Source organism: Hymenobacter humi (assembly GCF_042665855.1).
In the GTDB taxonomy this organism is placed as follows: Bacteria; Bacteroidota; Bacteroidia; order Cytophagales; family Hymenobacteraceae; genus Hymenobacter; species Hymenobacter humi.
This window is the reverse complement of record NZ_JBHTEK010000001.1, coordinates 112,225-128,988: the sequence shown is the minus strand read 5'-3', so window position 1 is coordinate 128,988 and position 16,764 is coordinate 112,225. Positions and strand designations below refer to the sequence as shown.

Below are 16,764 nucleotides of genomic sequence, written 5' to 3'. Positions count from 1 at the left end.
CTTTGCCCGCGCCTCCCGTCATGCTGAGCCTGCGAAGCATCTTCTCACAGCTCAACGATTCGTGCTCACGTGATAAGATGCTTCGCTCCGCTTAGCATGACAGACGATTGAGTTAGTGCTGAGGTAAAGATGCTTCCTGCGTCAGCATGACGTTTTTGAGTAAACTTTAAGCAGTAACGATGGTGACAAAGCTTAAACGGGTATTTCAAATTGGGCTGGTCTTGCTTTTCGGTGGAGCCCTGCAGGCCGGAGCACAGGCCGGCCTCTCCCAGGTTTGGGTGCCCGACCTGGGCAACGGCACTTACAAAAACCCGGTGCTCTACGCCGATTATTCGGACCCCGACGTGGTGCGGGTGGGCTCCGATTATTACCTCACCTCGTCGAGCTTCAACGCGGTGCCGGGCCTGCAAATCCTGCATTCCAAAGACCTGGTGAACTGGACCATCATCGGCGCCGTGTTTCGGGAGCAGCCGCCAGTGGCCGAGTTTCGGCAGCTTCAGCACGGCAATGGCGTGTGGGCTCCCGCCATCCGCTACCACAACAAGCAGTACTACATCTACTACCCCGACCCCGACCGCGGCATCTACGTGACGCGCGCCAGCAACCCGGCCGGCCCCTGGGAAACCCCTAAGCTTATCAAGGAAGCCAAGGGCTGGATAGACCCCTGCCCGCTGTGGGACGAGGACGGCAAGGCCTATTTGGCACACGCGTTTGCGGGCAGCCGGGCGGGCTTCAAGTCCATTATCGCCGTGTCGCGCATGAGCGCCGATGGCCTGAGCGTGGTGGGCGACGATGCGCTGGTGTTCGATGGCCACGCCAACCACCCTACCATCGAAGGCCCCAAGTTTTACAAGCGCCGCGGCTACTACTACATCTTCGCGCCGGGTGGCGGCGTGGCCACCGGCTGGCAAACGGTGCTGCGCTCCAAAAACGTCTTCGGGCCCTACGAAGACAAGGTGGTGCTGGACCAAGGCAAAACTGCCATCAACGGTCCGCACCAGGGCGCCTGGGTCGATACGCCCGACGGCAAGGAAGACTGGTTTCTGCATTTCCAGGACCAGGGACCCTACGGCCGCGTGGTGCACCTGCAGCCCATGGTCTGGAAAAACGACTGGCCCGTTATCGGCACCGACCCCGACGGCGACGGCAAGGGCGAGCCCGTGCTCACCTACCGCAAACCCAAAGTGCCCGGCGCCGCGCAGCCGCTGGCTACCCCAGCTACTTCCGACGAATTCGGCAGCACTTCCCTGGGCTTGCAATGGCAGTGGCACGCCAACCCGCAGTCGGGCTGGGCGTTTCCCAATGGACCCGAAGGCTACCTGCGCCTCTACGCCGTGCCGCTGCCTACCAATTTCAAGAACTACTGGCAGGTGCCCAACTTGCTGCTGGAAAAGGTGCCGGCCGAAACCTTCACCGCCACCACCAAGCTCACCTTCGTGCCCCGGGCCGATGGCGAGAAAGTTGGGCTGATGATGATGGGGCTCGACTACGCCTACGTGTCCGTCACGAGCCAGAACGGCCAGTGGCGCGTGGCCCAAAGCATCTGCCGCGACGCCGACAAGCTCACCCTCGAGACCGGCACAGTGCCCGTGTTGCTGCCGCCTGCCAAGGGCCCCATCTACTTGCGCGTGCAGGTAACAGCCGGCGCCAGGTGCCGCTTCAGCTACAGCCTGGACGGGCAGCGTTTCGAGTTCGTAGGGGAGGAGTTCAAGGCCCGCGAAGGCAAATGGATTGGAGCCAAAGTTGGGCTGTTTGCCAGCCGCAACGGCAAGAGCAACGACGCCGGCAACGTGGACCTGGACTGGTGGCGAATCACGCCCTAACGGCTGCTTGACCCAAATTTTTGCTCTGAAGCACGCACGACGAGACGCAATATTTTGCGTCTCGTCGTGCGTGCTGCGTGGGTATCGTTCAACGACAAGACGCAAAATGTTGCGTCTCTACTTCGTTGCAGCTAATTCAACCAGCTTCTTCGTGGCTGCCTGTGCCAAGGGTCCCCGCAACTGAACTTCTAACTCATCCAGCAGCTCAGCAGCTCTCAAGCCACGCCAATTAATGAAAGGGAGTTGAAGAATTATTTACCACCTTATAAATAGCGCATGAATAAGCTCCTGATGATTATTGGGCTGTGGCTGCTGACCACAGTGGCCCAGGCCCAGCAAACCCCGGCCGTGCCAGCCCAACCGGCCCCGCAGGTAACCGAAATGACGGTGGCGCAGGACGGCTCCGGCATGTACAAAAACATCCAGGATGCCGTGAATGCTTCCCGCGATTTGTCGCAGGTTACGGTTACCATTCGCATCAAAAACGGCAGCTACCGCGAGAAGCTGGTGGTGCCTTCGCACAAAACGCACGTGAAGCTGGTGGGCGAAAGCGCTGCGGGCACCGTCATCACCTTTGGTGACCATACCGGCGACTACGCCGGGCACAATACCTACTCCTCGCACACCGTGCTGGTGCAGGCCAACGACTTCACGGCCGAAAACATTACCTTCGAGAACTCGGCGGGGCCGGTGGGCCAGGCCGTAGCCCTGCACGTGGAGGGCGACCGCGCCACTTTCCGCAACTGCCGGATATTGGGCAACCAGGACACGCTGTACCCGGCCGTGGAAAACAGCCGCCAGTACTACGTGAACTGCTACATCTCCGGCACTACGGACTTCATATTCGGCACGGCCACCGTGGTTTTCGAGGGCTGCACCATTCACAGCAAGCGCAACTCCTACATCACGGCTGCCGCGACTACCCAGCACCAGAAATACGGCTTTGTGTTCTTGAACTGCAAGCTCACCGCCGATACCGCGGCGCACAAAGTGTACCTGGGCCGGCCCTGGCGGCCCAACTCCAAAACCGTTTTTCTCAACACCGAAATGGGCGCGCACATCACGCCCGCCGGCTGGGACAACTGGCGCAATCCCGCAAATGAGAAGACGGCCTTTTACGCTGAGTACAACTCGACTGGCCCGGGCGCCAATCCAAAGGGCCGCGTCGCCTGGGCCCGCCAGCTTTCGGCCAAAGAGGCCAGGCAATACACGCTGAAAGTCATTTTCAGCGGCGGCGAGCCTTGGGAACCCAGCGAAAAGTAGCCCAAGAGTAGAGGAGAAGGCCGGGAAGCCAGAGTGCTGCTATAAGCTGGGTGTTGCTTAATGCCTCGGCCTGAAGTTTGGCACAATTGGGTGGCTTCCTATAAACTATCCGCCAGCTCAGCCGGCTGAGTAAAAGCTATTCAGGGCCGGTTTTATTGGCAAAGTGCAATTAATTGAGCCAAAGGCGGCGCTTAGCTGGGTTGAGCTAAATTCCTTGAATTTCAGCCGCTGAAGCCGATTAATGCAGCCTGGCAAAGTAGCAAGTGCCGGATGGCATCGTTCCCGGCAACGATTGCGCAAAAAAATAATGTCCAACTCTTGCTTTTGGCAGCGGGTTCGCGAAACCTTTAAGAAGCAAAGCCAACCCCAATCGTGCTGAAAAGCTGGGCAGTAGCTTCTCATCTTCCTCGCATCATCCCTTTTCATGCCTGCATTTTCCTCTGCATTTAGTTTAGCCGGCAAGCGCGCCCTCATTACGGGGTGCGACCGGGGTATTGGGCAGGCCATTGCCCTGGGCCTGGCCGAAGCCGGCGCCGACATCATCGGCGTATCGGTGAACATGCCCCAGGGCGGCGAAACCGAGCAGGCGGTGCAAGCCATGGGCCGCGAGTTCCGCGCCTACAAAGCCGACTTCGGCGACCGCGACGCATTGAATGGCTTTATCAAGCAGGTGCAGGCCGACTTTCCTACGATTGACATTTTGTTCAACAACGCCGGCATTATCCGCCGCGCGCCGGCTGCCGAGCACTCCGACGAGGACTGGGACGCCGTGCTCAGCATCAACCTCGACGCGCCGTTCCGCCTGGCCCGCGCCATTGGCGGCCAGATGCTGAAGCAGGGGAGTGGCAAAATCATCTTCACGGCCTCGCTGCTCACCTTCCAGGGCGGCATCAACGTGCCGGGCTACGCGGCCAGCAAGGGCGCCATCGGCTCGCTGGTGAAGGCCCTGGCCAACGAGTGGGCCAGCAGCGGCGTCAACGTCAACGCCATTGCCCCGGGCTACGTGGCCACCGACAACACCGCCGCCCTGCGCCAGGACCAGGAGCGCAGCGCCGCCATCCTGTCCCGCATTCCGGCCGGCCGCTGGGCCCAGCCCGACGACTACAAAGGCCCGGCCGTGTTCCTGGCCTCGCCCGCTTCCGACTACGTGCACGGCACCATCCTCACCGTCGACGGCGGCTGGATGGGACGGTAATTAAGGGTTGAGTTTTGGATGTTGAGGGTTGATTTGAACAAGTAAAGCACCTCTCAATAATTCAAACGAAAGCAATTCAACCCTCAACATTCAAAACTCAACACTGCTTTGAAAACTCGCTTCGCCATCGGTCCGCGTGAAACGGCCACCCTCAACACCAGCGGCCTTCGGGAGCATTTCCTGATTGAGAACATCTTCGCCGCTGGCGAAATTGAGCTGACCTACACGCACTACGACCGCATGATAGTAGGCGGCGCTCAGCCTGCCGGCACGGCGCTCTCGCTGCCTTGCCCGGAGTCGCTGAAGGCTGATTTCTTTCTGGAGCGCCGCGAGCTGGGCGCGCTGAACGTGGGCGGCGCGGGCACGGTGACGGTCGACGGCACGGTGTACGAGCTGGGCAACCAGGACTGCCTGTACGTGGGCATGGGGGCGCAAGAGGTGGCCTTTGCCAGCCGCGACGCTGCCAATCCGGCCAAGTTTTACCTGCTTTCAGCGCCGGCTCACCACGCGTACCCCACCACGCTGCGCACCCAGGCCGAGGCCACGCCCGTGGAAATGGGCGCCACCGAAACGGCCAACCGCCGCACCATCTACAAGTACATCTACGCCGAAGGCATCCAAAGCTGCCAGGCGGTGATGGGCCTCACGCAGCTGCAGCCCGGCTCGGTGTGGAACACCATGCCCAGCCACACCCACGACCGGCGCATGGAGGCCTACCTCTACTTCAACCTGCCCGAGGGCCAGCGCGTGCTCCACATGCTGGGCGAGCCCACCGAAACCCGCCCGCTGTGGGTGAGCAACGAGCAGGCCATCCTCTCGCCGCCGTGGAGCATCCACACCGGCTGCGGCACCAGCGCCTACGCTTTTATCTGGGGCATGGCCGGCGAAAACCGCGAATACACCGACATGGACGCCGTGCCCCTCGACGCACTGCGCTAAGCTGATTTTTTAAAACTCCCATCCAAATTTCTCCTGCACTCATGAAAAAACATTTTCTCCTGCTCTGGCTGCTGCTCTTCGGGAGCATCGGACTGGCGATGGCACAAAGCCGCCAGATTCAGGGCGTCGTAAAATCTGCCGAGGGGGAAACCCTGCCCGGCGTAACGGTGCTGGTAGAAGGCACCACCATCGGGGCTTCTACCGGTGGCGACGGTGCTTACAGCCTCACGCTGCCCGCCGCCGAAGCCGCTACGGCCAAGCTGCGCTTTAGCTACGTGGGCTTTGTGTCGAAAGAAGTAACGGTGGGCGACCAGTCGACCATCAACGTGACCCTCGCCTCGGACAGCAAGCAGGCTCGAAGACGTGGTGGTCATTGGCTACCAGGAGGTGCAGCGCCGCGACGTCACCGGCTCGGTATCGTCGGTGGGTGCGCAGCAAATCAAGGACGTGCCGGTAAACTCGGCCGCTGAAGCGCTGACTGGTCGCCTGGCGGGCGTGCAGCTCACCTCGGCCGAAGGCACGCCCGGCAACGCCAACGTGCAGGTGCGGGTACGCGGCGGCGGCTCCATTACCCAGGACAACTCGCCGCTGTTTGTGGTAGACGGCATTCAGATTGAGAACGCCCTGAGCGTGATTGCTCCCCAGGACATTGCCTCGGTCGACGTACTGAAAGACGCCTCGGCAACGGCCATCTACGGTGCCCGCGGTGCCAACGGCGTCGTGATTATCACCACCAAAAAAGGCATCGAAGGCCGCACCGTTATCAGCTACAACGGCTTTGCCGGCGTGCGCCGCATCAGCAACACGCTGGGTGTGCTCAAGCCCGACGACTACCTCAACTACCAGTTTGAGCGGGCCCAGCAGGCTGGTGCCACCGGTACGGGCGGCCTGAACTCGTTTAAGGCCTTGTTTGGCAGCAGCAACTTCAACAGCGACACGCTGCAGCGCGCCCGCAACGCGCCCTTCGTCGACTGGCAGGACGAAACCTTCGGCCGCGATGCTTTCCAGCAAACCCACAACGTCTCGCTGGCCGGCGGCGTGAAAGGCACCACCTACTCGCTGAGTTTGACCCGCAACCTGGAAGAAGGCATTCAGCGGGGTTCGGACTACGACCGCAAACTGATAAACTTCCGCTTCGACACCAAGGCCACCGACCGGCTGCGCTTTGGCCTGAACGTGCGTTTCAACGACCAGACCACCAACGGCCCTGGTACTTCCACCACCGGCTCGAACACCACCTCCCGCCTGCGCAACGCCGTGCAGTACCAGCCCTTGTCGGTGCCCAACTTCTCGGGCCGCGTGCTCGACCCCAACACCTTCGACGACGACTTCTTCCAGAACTCCAGCCTGGTCAACCCCATCCTGACCATCGACAATGAGTACCGCCGCGACAAGCGCCGCACGTTCAACATTGGCGGCAACGTCTCCTTCGAAATCATGAAGAACCTGACGTTCCGCACCACGGCTGGTTTCGACGTTACCAACGGCGACCTGGGCACCTTCAACGGCCGCTACTCGCCGCTGCTGCGCCAGCCGGCCGGCAACTACCAGAACCTGCCCACGGCGTCCATCTCCACCGGCATACAGAACACGCTGAACAACTCCAACGTGCTGGACTACAGCTTCAAAAAAGGCGTGCACTCGGTGGGCTTGCTCGTGGGCGAAGAAATCTACCAGCAGCGCAACACCAGCCAGTACATCCAAACCAACTTCCTGCCGCTGGACATCACCGCCGAGCGCGCCTTGGCCAACATCAACCAGGGCGTGCTGCCCACCGGCCAAACCAGCCAGCCCGTGCTGCCCACCACCGACATTCCGCAGGATTACCGCTTGCTGTCGGGCTTCGGCCGTGCGACTTACTCCTACGACGATAAGTACCTGTTCACGGGCACGTTCCGGGCCGATGGCTCGTCGAAGTACAAGCCTGGCAACCGCTGGGGCTACTTCCCCGGCGCTTCGGTGGCGTGGCGCATCTCGCGCGAAGAATTTTTCAAGAGCCTGACCATGGTCAACGACTTGAAGCTGCGCCTGAGCTACGGCAAAGCCGGCAACAACCGCATTGCCGACTTCCTGGGCGACCAGCTCTTCTCGGCCGGCAGCGCGCCGTACGCCCTCAACCACGCCATCGTGCTCGGATCGGCGGCTACTCGCTTGGGCAACAACAACCTGAAGTGGGAAACCACCACCTCGCGCAACGTGGGCGTTGACCTGGCCTTGCTCGACAACCGTGTGCAGTTCACCGCCGATGCCTACTACAACACCACCAGCGACCTGCTCATCAACCGCACCATTCCGGCTTTCCTGGGCTACACCACGCAAACCCAGAACATTGGCTCAACCTCGAACCGCGGCCTGGAGCTGCAGCTCACGGGCGCCATTGTTCGCAACGAAAACTTCACCTGGACCGCTACCGCCAACGCGGCCTTCAACCGCGGCCGCATCGAGAGCCTGGGCACCGGCCTCGACGAGCGCCCGGCATCGCTCGGGTTGGGCTGGCACCGCCCTCACCCGCGACTACGTGGCGCGGGTAGGCCAGCCGGTGGGCCAGATGTACGGCTACGTGACCGACTACACCAACGGCCGCCAGGGCTTTTACACCGCCGCCGACTTTGAGAGCTACAATGCCGCTACCCAGCGCTGGGTGCTGAAAGCCGGTCAGCTGCTGTCGGGCACGCCCGATGGCCTGGCCGCGCAGCCCGGCTCGCTCCGCCTGATAGACCAGAACAAAGACGGCGTCATCGACGACAAGGACCAGGTGGTTATCGGCAACGCCAACCCCAAAATGGTGGGCGGCCTCAACCAGCAGTTTACTTACAAAGGATTTGATGCCAGCGTGTTCCTCAATTTCGTGGTGGGCAACGATGTGTACAACGCCAACAAGATTGAGTTCACCTCGAACACGGCCAACACGGTGTACAGCAACGTGCTCGACGTGATGAGCACCCGCTACCGCACCATCGAGGCCGATGGCTCGCTCATCACCTCGCTGAGCCGCCTGCAGGAAGTGAACCAGAACGCCACCATCTGGACGCCCACCCGCAACTACTTCCTGCACTCGTGGGCCATTGAAGACGGCTCGTTTCTGCGCGTCAACAACCTGACCTTGGGCTACACCTTGCCGAAGACGCTGACCACCCGCGCCAAAGTTGAGCAGGCTGCGCTTTTACGTGACGCTGAACAACCTCTACACCTTCACCAAATACACGGGCTACGACCCGGAGGTGAACACCCGCCGCGCCACGCCGCTCACGCCGGGCGTGGACTACGCCGCCTACCCGCGCAGCCGCGCCATCCTGTTCGGCCTGAACCTATCCCTCTAATTTCCCACCCGCTAGCAATATGAAATCCTCAATTTCTTTCCGCGCCGCACTGGCCGTGAGCGTACTGGTCGGCGCCGGGCTGATTACTTCCTGCAAAGACTACCTCGACGTGGAGCCCCTGGCCCTGAACACGACCGAGTACACCTTCAGCACCGTGGCCGGGGCTACGGCCGCTGTTATCGGCGCCTACGACCCCCTCTCGGGCGACCAGAGCTACGGCACGCGCATCAGCATGTACTTCCCCTTCGATTCCGACGAGATGATTGGCTCGGCGGGAGCACCCGACGGGGGCGCCGCAGCATTGCGCGCTACAAGGCCCTGCCCACCAACAGCGAGATTACCAACCCCTGGAATACCCTGTACCAAGGCGTGGAGCGGGCCAACATCTGCATCCAGCAGATTCCGCAGTCGCCCTTGTACAACAGCGGCCCCGCGGCCGACACGGCCGCCATGCACCGCCTGCACGGCGAAGCCCTCACGCTGCGGGCCCAGTACTACTTTGAGCCTGGTGCGCAACTGGGGCGACGTGCCCGCGCAGTTCTCGCCGTCGGTTTCGGGCCAGGACTTCAACCTGCCCAACGCCGACCGCAACGCCACCCTCAGCCGCCTCGTGGACGACCTGGCCCTGGCCTCCAAGCTGGTGCCGTACCGCAGCCGCGCCGGCGCACCCAGTGAGCGTATTACCAAAGGCGCCGTGAAAGCCCTGCGGGCTCGCATCGCCTTGTACCGCGGCGGGTATTCGCTGAAAGGCACGGCCATGGCCCGGCCCACCGACTACCTCGACTACTACCGCATTGCGCGGCAGGAGTGCAGCGACCTGATGGCCCGGCCCACCGAGCACACGCTCAACCCCAGCTTCCTGGAAGTATTTAAGAGCATCAACGAGCAGCGCTCGGAATCCGCCAACGAAATCATGTTCCAGGTGGGTATGACGGGCTCTACCGCCGGGTCGGACAGCAAGTTGGGCTACTACAATGGCCCGCGCTTGCAGAACGCCTCGGGTACCTACGGCTCCACACAGGGCGCCGTGACGGTGGTGCCGACTTACTTCTACGCTTTCGACTCGACCGATACGCGGCGCGACGTGACCATTACGACCTACACGATTGCGAGCAACAGCAACTTCCAGTCGGGGGTGGCACTGAGCTCCATCACGGACGGCAAGTTCCGGCGCGACTGGCACATTCCGCCACTCACGGGCGGCAGCAACTACCTGGGCTACAACTGGCCCATCATCCGTTTTGCCGATGTGCTGCTGATGTTTGCCGAAACCGAGAACGAGCTCAACGGCGCTACTCAGGCCGCGCAGGACGCCCTGATGCTGGTGCGCACGCGGGCTTTTGCCGGCAACAAGGCCAAGGCGCTGGCCACCCTCACGGCCGCCGGCTTCAGCCTCACCAGCAAGGCCTCGCTGTTTGATGCCATTGTGAACGAGCGGTACCTGGAGTTTGGCAGCGAAGCTATTCGCAAGTACGACCTGCTGCGCTGGAACCTGTTTGACCAGAAGCTGGCCGAAGCCAAAGCCAACATCGAGAAGATGGCCAAAGGACAAGCGCCCTACCAGAACGTGCCTTTGTATATGTACTTCCGCACGCCCGCCGCAGGCAGCGTTCAGTACACCCGCTCGTTCTACCGCCCTTCGCCTACGGCCAACGCCGCGCCCACCGGCACGGTGCGCGTGAACTGGCGCCAGGCCATCGATGCGCCCTACGTAGCAAATACGAAGCCCAACGGCTCAACTTTCACGCTGGGCACCGTGACGGCGACCAGCACCGGCAGCGGCTTAGCTGCTGAGTACGTGCCCGGCCAGGGCAAAGAGCTGCTGCCCATTCCGCAGAGCACCCTTTCGGCCGACCCGGCCCTGAAGCAAAACTTCGGCTACTAATTCTTCCGGCCCTTCACGCTAAGCTATTTTATGACAACGCTGCAACTACTGTTCCTGCTGGCGGGAATGAGCAAGGTGGGACTTGGTGCACCCCTGGCTCAGCAGGCGACGGTGGCCGCGGGTGGTTCGGAGCATATCCGAACCACCCCAGTGCCGCAGCACCTGGAGCAAGCCGCCACCCTGGACAGCACCGCCGAAAAAATGCTGGTGTTTCAGCGGGCCATTGGCGGCTGGCCCAAGGCGGTGGGCACGGCGAAAGTAGACTACAGCCACCCGCTGAGCGCGGCGATGCGGGCCAGTACCCTGGCCGACAAAAACCGCAACGATGCCACCATCGACAACAACGCCACGACGCGTGAAATCAGCTACCTGGCCACGGCGTTCCAAAAACCAACAACCCCGCCTACCGCCAGGCCGCCGAAAACGGCGTGCGCTTCCTGCTGAAAATGCAGTACGCCAACGGCGGTTTCCCGCAGTACTACCCCGACTTCAGCAACTACCGCCACCAGATTACTTACAACGACAACGCCATGGTGCGCGTGCTGCAGCTGCTGCGCAACGTGGCCAACCGCACCAAGCAGTTTACTGTGCTCGACCCCGCGCTGGCGCCCCTGGCGCAGGCAGCCGTGGACCGCGGCACCGACTGCATTCTAAAGACGCAGTACGTACGCAACGGTCACCCCACGGCCTGGTGCGCGCAGTACGACGAGAAAACCCTGCAGCCAGCCAAAGCCCGCGCCTTCGGCGGCCTCGCTGAGCGGTGACGAGTCGGTGGAAATAGTGCGCTTTCTGATGGGCATCGAAAAGCCCTCGGCGGCTGTGAAAACCGCCATTGAGTGCGCCGTCGACTGGTTTGAGAAGGTGAAAATTTCTGGCTACGCGGTGAAGGAAATCACCGCGCCGCAAAGCAAAAAAGTGCTGGACCGGGTCATCGTGCCCGAGCCCGGCTCCACCATCTGGGCCCGTTTCTACGAGCTCAATACCGACCGGCCGATTTACGTGGGCCGCGACAGCAAGGTGCATTACCAATTATTGGAAATAGAAGTGGAGCGCCGCGCCGGCTACCTCTACGCCGGCACCTGGCCCGCCAAGCTGCTGGCTACCGACTATCCGGCCTGGCAAAAGCGGGTGAACACCGCGCCGGGCGAAGCAAAAAATAAACGGCTATCAGCATTCCCGATGACTACGTTAACCAAAGCATTAGCCGTGGCCGCCCCCGCCGCCACCACTGCGGTCGCCTGGCCCACGCCGGCCCTGTTCGACTTGCCCGAAAAAGTGCTGCAGTTCGGCACCGGCGTGCTGCTGCGCGGCCTGCCCGATTTCATGATTGACGAGGCCAACCGCCAGGGCGTGTTCAACGGCCGCATTGTGGTGGTGAAAAGCACCGACGGCGGCGACGCCACGGCGTTTGACCGCCAGAACGGCCTGTACACGGTGTGCGTGCGCGGCATCGACGACGGCAAGCCAGTGGAAGAAAACGTGGTGTGCGCCAGCATCAGCCGGGTGCTGTCGGCCAAAAGCCAGTGGGCCGAAGTCTTGGAATTTGCCACCAGCCCCGACTTGCAGGTGGTAATTTCCAACACCACCGAAGTTGGCATTCAGCTGGTGAATGAGGACATTCACCTCACGCCGCCGCAGTCGTTCCCCGGCAAGCTGCTGGCAGTGCTGTATGCGCGCTTCCAGGCCTTCGAGGGCGATGCCAGCCGCGGGCTGGTGGTGGTGCCCACCGAGCTGATACCCGACAACGGCCGCAAGCTCGAGGCCATAGTGCTGGAGCTGGCCCACCGCAACGACCTGGGCAGCGAGTTTATCGACTGGCTCGAATCGGCTAACCACTTCTGCAATACCCTGGTCGACCGCATTGTGCCCGGCCGGCCCGACCCTGCTACCTACGAGCAGCTGCAAGCCGACCTGGGCTACCAGGACGAGCCTGCTGACCATGACCGAGGCGTATGCCCTCTGGGCCATTGAGGGCGGCGAAGAGGTACGCGAGGTACTCTCGTTCCATAGCGTGGCTACGGGCGTAGTTATCCGGCCCGATATCACGCTTTTCCGGGAGCTCAAGCTGCGCCTGCTCAACGGTACGCACACGCTCAGCTATGCGCTGGCGCACCTGGTGGGCTGCACCACCGTGCGCGAAGCCCTCGAAAACGAGTATCTGGCCCGCTTCATCCACAACCTGATGCTGGCCGATTTGCTGCCCGGCATCCCGTACGCGGTGGATGAAAAAGTGGGTCAGCGCTTCGGCCTGCAGGTGCTCGACCGCTTTCGCAACCCCTACCTCGAGCACCGCTGGATGGCCATTGCCATGCAGGGCACCATGAAGATGCAGATGCGCAACGTGCCCACGCTGCTGCACTACTACGAGCAGCACCAAGCCGTACCGCACTACATGGCACTGGGCTTTGCGGCCTACCTGCTGTTTATGCGCAACACCGCTTCAGCCCCGGGCGTGGGGCACGGCGAGGCCAATGGCGAGCCTTATACCATAATCGACGACCGCGCCGGCTACTTAGCCGACCTCTGGGCCCGGCTGTCGCCAGCCGAGCTAACCACCACAGTATTGCGCAACACCGCCCTCTGGGGCAGTGACCTCACGCGCCTGCCCGGTTTCGCCGAGTGTGTAAGCCAGTATCTGGCTCAACTGTTGGAGGAAGGCGCTCCCGCGACTTTGAGGGCCTTTTTCACTAAGAAATCAGCCGCTGTTAACTCGTAACCGAATTACAACTTAAACCACCGTCATGTCGAGCGCAGCCGAGACATCTCGCTCGCTTCGTTCTCACGATTGAGTCACTGCCCCGAGCGAGATGTCTCGGCTGCGCTCGACATGACGTTCTGTTATAAAATCAATATCCCGTGAAGCACCAAGTAGCCCGTATTCATCCCGCCGATAATGTGCTGGTTGCCCTCGTGGACCTGCCCATCGGCACCGAAGTGCCGTGGGAAAATGGGTTCGTGACCGTGACCGAAGCCATTCCGGCTAAACACAAGCTCGCGCCTCTGGGCCTGAGCCCCGGCCAGCCCGTGACCATGTACGGCGTGCTGGTGGGCACCGCCCGCGAGGCCATCCGCCCCGGCGGCCGCCTTACCACGGCCAACATTCAGCACGCCACCAACAGCTACGACGAGCACGCCCAGCAGCGCGCCGCATGGCAGGCGCCCGACGTAAGTGCCTGGCAAAACCGCACCTTCCAGGGTTTCCACCGCGCCGACGGCCGCGTGGGTACCGCCAACTACTGGCTGGTTATCCCGTTGGTGTTCTGCGAGAACCGCAACATCCAGGTCCTGCAGGATGCCCTGATTACAGACCTCGGCTACGGCCGTCGCAAAAGCTACCAGCCCGAAACCCGCAAGCTGCTCAGTCTGATGCAGGCTGGCAAGTCGATAGAAGAAATCCTGAGCGCCGACCTCGAAGCCGCCGAAGACACGGCCCGCAGCCAGCGCCCTTCCCGAACGTGGACGGCATCCGTTTCCTGTCGCACGAGGGCGGCTGCGGCGGCATCCGCCAGGATGCCCAGACGCTGTGTGGCTTGCTGGCCGGCTACATCACGCACCCCAACGTGGCTGGCGCTACGGTGCTCAGCCTGGGCTGTCAGAACGCGCAGGCCACCATGCTGCAGGACGAAATTGCAAAGCGCGACCCGCACTTCAGCAAGCCGCTCTACATTCTGGACCAGCAGAAGCTGGGCACCGAGGAAAACCTCATCAGCACAGCCCTGCGGCAGACGTTTGCGGGCCTGATGATTGCCAACCAAGCCCACCGCGAGCCGGCGCCATTGTCCAAGCTCAATATTGGGCTGGAGTGCGGCGGCTCCGATGGCTTCTCGGGCATCTCGGCCAACCCAGCCCTGGGGCACGTGTCCGACATGCTGGTGGCCCTGGGCGGCTCGGTTATTCTGGCCGAATTCCCGGAACTGTGCGGCGTGGAGCAGGAACTCGTAGACCGCAGCGTAGACCAACCCACCGCCGAGCGGTTCAGCAGCCTGATGAAGGCGTACGGCGACAGTGCCGTGGCCGTGGGCTCGGGCTTTGATATGAACCCTTCGCCGGGCAATATCCGCGACGGCCTGATTACGGACGCCATGAAATCGGCCGGCGCGGCCCGCAAGGGCGGCTCTTCTCCCGTGGTGGCCGTGCTCGACTACCCCGAGCTAGTGACCAAGCCCGGCCTGAACCTGCTCTGCACCCCCGGCAACGACGTGGAATCGACCACGGCCGAAGTGGGCTCGGGCGCCAACATTGTGCTGTTTACCACCGGCCTGGGCACGCCCACCGGCAACCCCATTGCCCCGGTGGTGAAAATCGCCAGCAACACGGCCTTGGCCCAACGCATGCCCGACATCATCGACGTAAACACCGGAACGGTGATTGACGGCGAAGAAACCATCGAGCAGGCCGGCGAGCGCATTCTCGACTACGTCATCCGGGTGGCCAGCGGCGAGGAAGTGGCCGCCGTGCGCCACGACCAAACCGACTTCATTCCGTGGAAGCGCGGGGTGTCGCTGTAACGCCAGGACAACATCAGAAAAACGTCATGCTGAGCTTGCCGAAGCATCTCGCCAGCGGGAGTAATCCAATCGCTGCAACGATGCGGACGAAATGCTTCGGTAAGCTCAGCATGAGGTTCTGATATATTGCCCGCCAGGCAAATTATTTACGCAACCGTTTCCGCTAATAAATAGCAAAATCAGGAGCGTACATGAAGGTGGGGCCCCAAGTCGGGCTCTACCTTCGGCTCCCTGGAAAATACTAGCACCTATCAGGGGGCTGCTCCTGTATTCTTAGTTGATTATGAAGCCTTTCCTCAACGACGACTTCCTGCTTCAGACGGCCACGGCCAGCACGCTCTACCACGAGTACGCGAAGCAGATGCCCATTATCGATTACCACAACCACCTGCTGCCCGACCAGATTGCCGAGGACAAGCAGTTTGAGAACATCACCCAAATCTGGCTGTACGGCGACCACTACAAGTGGCGCGCCATGCGGGCCAACGGCATCCCCGAGCGCTACATCACCGGCGATGCCTCGGACTGGGAGAAGTTTGAGAAGTGGGCCGAAACCGTGCCCTATACCCTGCGCAACCCTCTCTACCACTGGACGCACCTGGAGCTGCAGCGCTACTTCGGCATCACGGAGCTGCTGAATAAAGACAGCGCCCGCCGCATCTACGACGAGTGCAGCGCCAAGCTCCAAACCCCCGAGTACTCGGTGCGCGGCCTGCTGCGCAAGATGAACGTGGAAACCCTCTGCACCACCGACGACCCTGCTGATAACCTCGAGCACCACCAGGCACTCGCCGCCTCGGGTTTCGAAGTGCGCGTGCTGCCCACCTTCCGGGCCGACAAGGCCATGGCCGTGGACGATGCCGCCAGCTACAACGCCTACCTCGACCGCCTGGGCCCCGTGGCCGCAGTGGACATCCGCACGTTTGCAGACTTGGAAACGGCGCTACGCCGCCGCCACGACTTCTTCGCCAGCGTGGGCTGCCGCCTGTCAGACCACGGCCTGGAGCAGATTTATGCGGCCGACTACACGGCGGCGGAAGTAGATGCCATCTTTAGCAAAATCCGCGGCGGCAGCGAGCTGACTCCGGCCGAGAACAATCAGTTTAAATCGGCGATGCTGGTGCTGCTGGCTGAGATGGACTGGGAAAAGGGCTGGACGCAGCAGTACCATATCGGCGCGCTGCGCAACAACAACTCGCGCATGCTCCGCGAGCTCGGCCCGGACACGGGCTGGGATTCCATCGGCGACTTCCCGCAGGGCCGGGCCCTGTCCACGTTCCTGGACCGCCTCGACGGGCAGAACAAGCTGGCCAAGACCATCATCTATAACCTGAATCCGGCCGACAATGACTTGATTGCCACAATGATTGGCAATTTCAACGACGGTTCCGTAGCGGGCAAAATGCAGTTTGGCTCCGGCTGGTGGTTCCTCGACCAGAAAGACGGCATGGAAAAACAGCTCAACTCGCTCTCGAACATGGGCCTGCTGCCCCGTTTCGTGGGCATGCTCACCGATTCGCGCAGCTTCCTCTCGTACCCGCGCCACGAGTATTTCCGCCGCGTGCTCTGCAACCTGCTGGGCAACGACGTGGAAAACGGCGAGCTGCCGGCTGATATGGAATTGCTCGGGCGCACCGTGCAAAACATTTGCTACGGCAATGCCAAGGAGTACTTTGGCTTCGGCAAAGTGACGGAAGCCGCTGCTGTAACCGCGTAGCTGCTGAGTAATCCAGACAATAACTCACCCGTCATGTCGAGCGCAGCCGAGACATCTCGCTCGAATCGTTGAACGATTGAATTACTACCCCACGCGAGATGTCTCGGCTGCGCT

At 61.8% G+C, this 16,764-nt stretch carries 13 protein-coding genes and 2 pseudogenes; all 15 read left to right on the top strand.

Annotated elements, in window-relative coordinates:
- Window positions 1-179 precede the first annotated feature (179 nt).
- Window positions 180-1,823 (top strand): glycoside hydrolase family 43 protein, encoded by a 1,644-nt coding sequence (locus tag ACFQT0_RS00730; protein ID WP_380199546.1) that lies wholly within the window; start codon window positions 180-182, stop codon window positions 1,821-1,823.
- 276 nt (window positions 1,824-2,099) lie between these two features.
- The gene (locus ACFQT0_RS00725) at window positions 2,100-3,086 is read left to right on the top strand and encodes a pectinesterase family protein (protein WP_380199544.1); all 987 of its coding nucleotides are present in this window, start codon (window positions 2,100-2,102) and stop codon (window positions 3,084-3,086) included.
- A 424-nt stretch (window positions 3,087-3,510) separates the two neighbouring features.
- Window positions 3,511-4,281 carry a 2-dehydro-3-deoxy-D-gluconate 5-dehydrogenase KduD gene (gene kduD, locus ACFQT0_RS00720; protein ID WP_380199542.1) on the top strand — a complete coding sequence of 257 codons (771 nt, stop codon included), beginning with the start codon at window positions 3,511-3,513 and terminating at the stop codon, window positions 4,279-4,281.
- A gap of 108 nt (window positions 4,282-4,389) precedes the next feature.
- Complete coding sequence (gene kduI, locus ACFQT0_RS00715) at window positions 4,390-5,220, top strand: 5-dehydro-4-deoxy-D-glucuronate isomerase (protein ID WP_380199540.1); 831 nt, start codon at window positions 4,390-4,392, stop codon at window positions 5,218-5,220.
- Between the two features lie 41 nt (window positions 5,221-5,261).
- A complete protein-coding gene (locus ACFQT0_RS00710) occupies window positions 5,262-5,690 on the top strand; it encodes a carboxypeptidase-like regulatory domain-containing protein (protein WP_380199538.1) in 429 nt (142 codons plus the stop codon).
- Window positions 5,587-7,833 (top strand): SusC/RagA family TonB-linked outer membrane protein, encoded by a 2,247-nt coding sequence (locus ACFQT0_RS00705; protein ID WP_380199536.1) that lies wholly within the window; start codon window positions 5,587-5,589, stop codon window positions 7,831-7,833. Before ACFQT0_RS00710 ends, ACFQT0_RS00705 begins: the two co-directional genes overlap by 104 nt.
- Entirely contained in the window at window positions 7,739-8,563 is an 825-nt protein-coding gene (locus ACFQT0_RS00700) for a hypothetical protein (protein WP_380199534.1), read from the top strand. The genes ACFQT0_RS00705 and ACFQT0_RS00700 overlap by 95 nt, the downstream gene beginning before the upstream one ends.
- A 346-nt stretch (window positions 8,564-8,909) precedes the next feature.
- Window positions 8,910-9,215: a hypothetical protein gene (locus ACFQT0_RS00695; RefSeq protein ID WP_380199532.1), complete on the top strand. Its 306-nt coding sequence runs from the start codon at window positions 8,910-8,912 to the stop codon at window positions 9,213-9,215.
- An 82-nt stretch (window positions 9,216-9,297) separates the two neighbouring features.
- Window positions 9,298-10,425: a RagB/SusD family nutrient uptake outer membrane protein gene (locus tag ACFQT0_RS00690; RefSeq protein WP_380205877.1), complete on the top strand. Its 1,128-nt coding sequence runs from the start codon at window positions 9,298-9,300 to the stop codon at window positions 10,423-10,425.
- 30 nt (window positions 10,426-10,455) lie between these two features.
- Window positions 10,456-11,189 (top strand): annotated as a pseudogene (pelA, locus tag ACFQT0_RS00685) (pectate lyase).
- A 7-nt stretch (window positions 11,190-11,196) separates the two neighbouring features.
- Complete coding sequence (locus tag ACFQT0_RS00680; protein WP_380199530.1) at window positions 11,197-12,396, top strand: pectate lyase; 1,200 nt, start codon at window positions 11,197-11,199, stop codon at window positions 12,394-12,396.
- Window positions 12,365-13,141, top strand: coding sequence for a mannitol dehydrogenase family protein (locus ACFQT0_RS00675; protein ID WP_380199528.1), 777 nt, complete (start codon window positions 12,365-12,367; stop codon window positions 13,139-13,141). The genes ACFQT0_RS00680 and ACFQT0_RS00675 overlap by 32 nt, the downstream gene beginning before the upstream one ends.
- A 314-nt stretch (window positions 13,142-13,455) precedes the next feature.
- Window positions 13,456-13,677 (top strand): annotated as a pseudogene (locus ACFQT0_RS00670) (altronate dehydratase); the annotation flags it as partial.
- 203 nt (window positions 13,678-13,880) lie between these two features.
- A complete protein-coding gene (locus ACFQT0_RS00665) occupies window positions 13,881-14,933 on the top strand; it encodes a UxaA family hydrolase (RefSeq protein WP_380199526.1) in 1,053 nt (350 codons plus the stop codon).
- 283 nt (window positions 14,934-15,216) lie between these two features.
- Window positions 15,217-16,650 carry a glucuronate isomerase gene (uxaC, locus tag ACFQT0_RS00660; RefSeq protein ID WP_380199524.1) on the top strand — a complete coding sequence of 478 codons (1,434 nt, stop codon included), beginning with the start codon at window positions 15,217-15,219 and terminating at the stop codon, window positions 16,648-16,650.
- Window positions 16,651-16,764: the final 114 nt, after the last annotated feature.

Bases quoted from the DNA above. Each gene is read 5' to 3' on its own strand.
- ACFQT0_RS00730 (WP_380199546.1), top strand. From the start codon at position 180: ATGGTGACAAAGCTTAAACGGGTATTTCAAATTGGGCTGGTCTTGCTT.
- ACFQT0_RS00725 (WP_380199544.1), top strand. From the start codon at position 2,100: ATGAATAAGCTCCTGATGATTATTGGGCTGTGGCTGCTGACCACAGTG.
- kduD (WP_380199542.1), top strand. From the start codon at position 3,511: ATGCCTGCATTTTCCTCTGCATTTAGTTTAGCCGGCAAGCGCGCCCTC.
- ACFQT0_RS00710 (WP_380199538.1), top strand. From the start codon at position 5,262: ATGAAAAAACATTTTCTCCTGCTCTGGCTGCTGCTCTTCGGGAGCATC.
- ACFQT0_RS00690 (WP_380205877.1), top strand. From the start codon at position 9,298: ATGGCCCGGCCCACCGACTACCTCGACTACTACCGCATTGCGCGGCAG.
- ACFQT0_RS00675 (WP_380199528.1), top strand. From the start codon at position 12,365: ATGACCGAGGCGTATGCCCTCTGGGCCATTGAGGGCGGCGAAGAGGTA.
- uxaC (WP_380199524.1), top strand. From the start codon at position 15,217: ATGAAGCCTTTCCTCAACGACGACTTCCTGCTTCAGACGGCCACGGCC.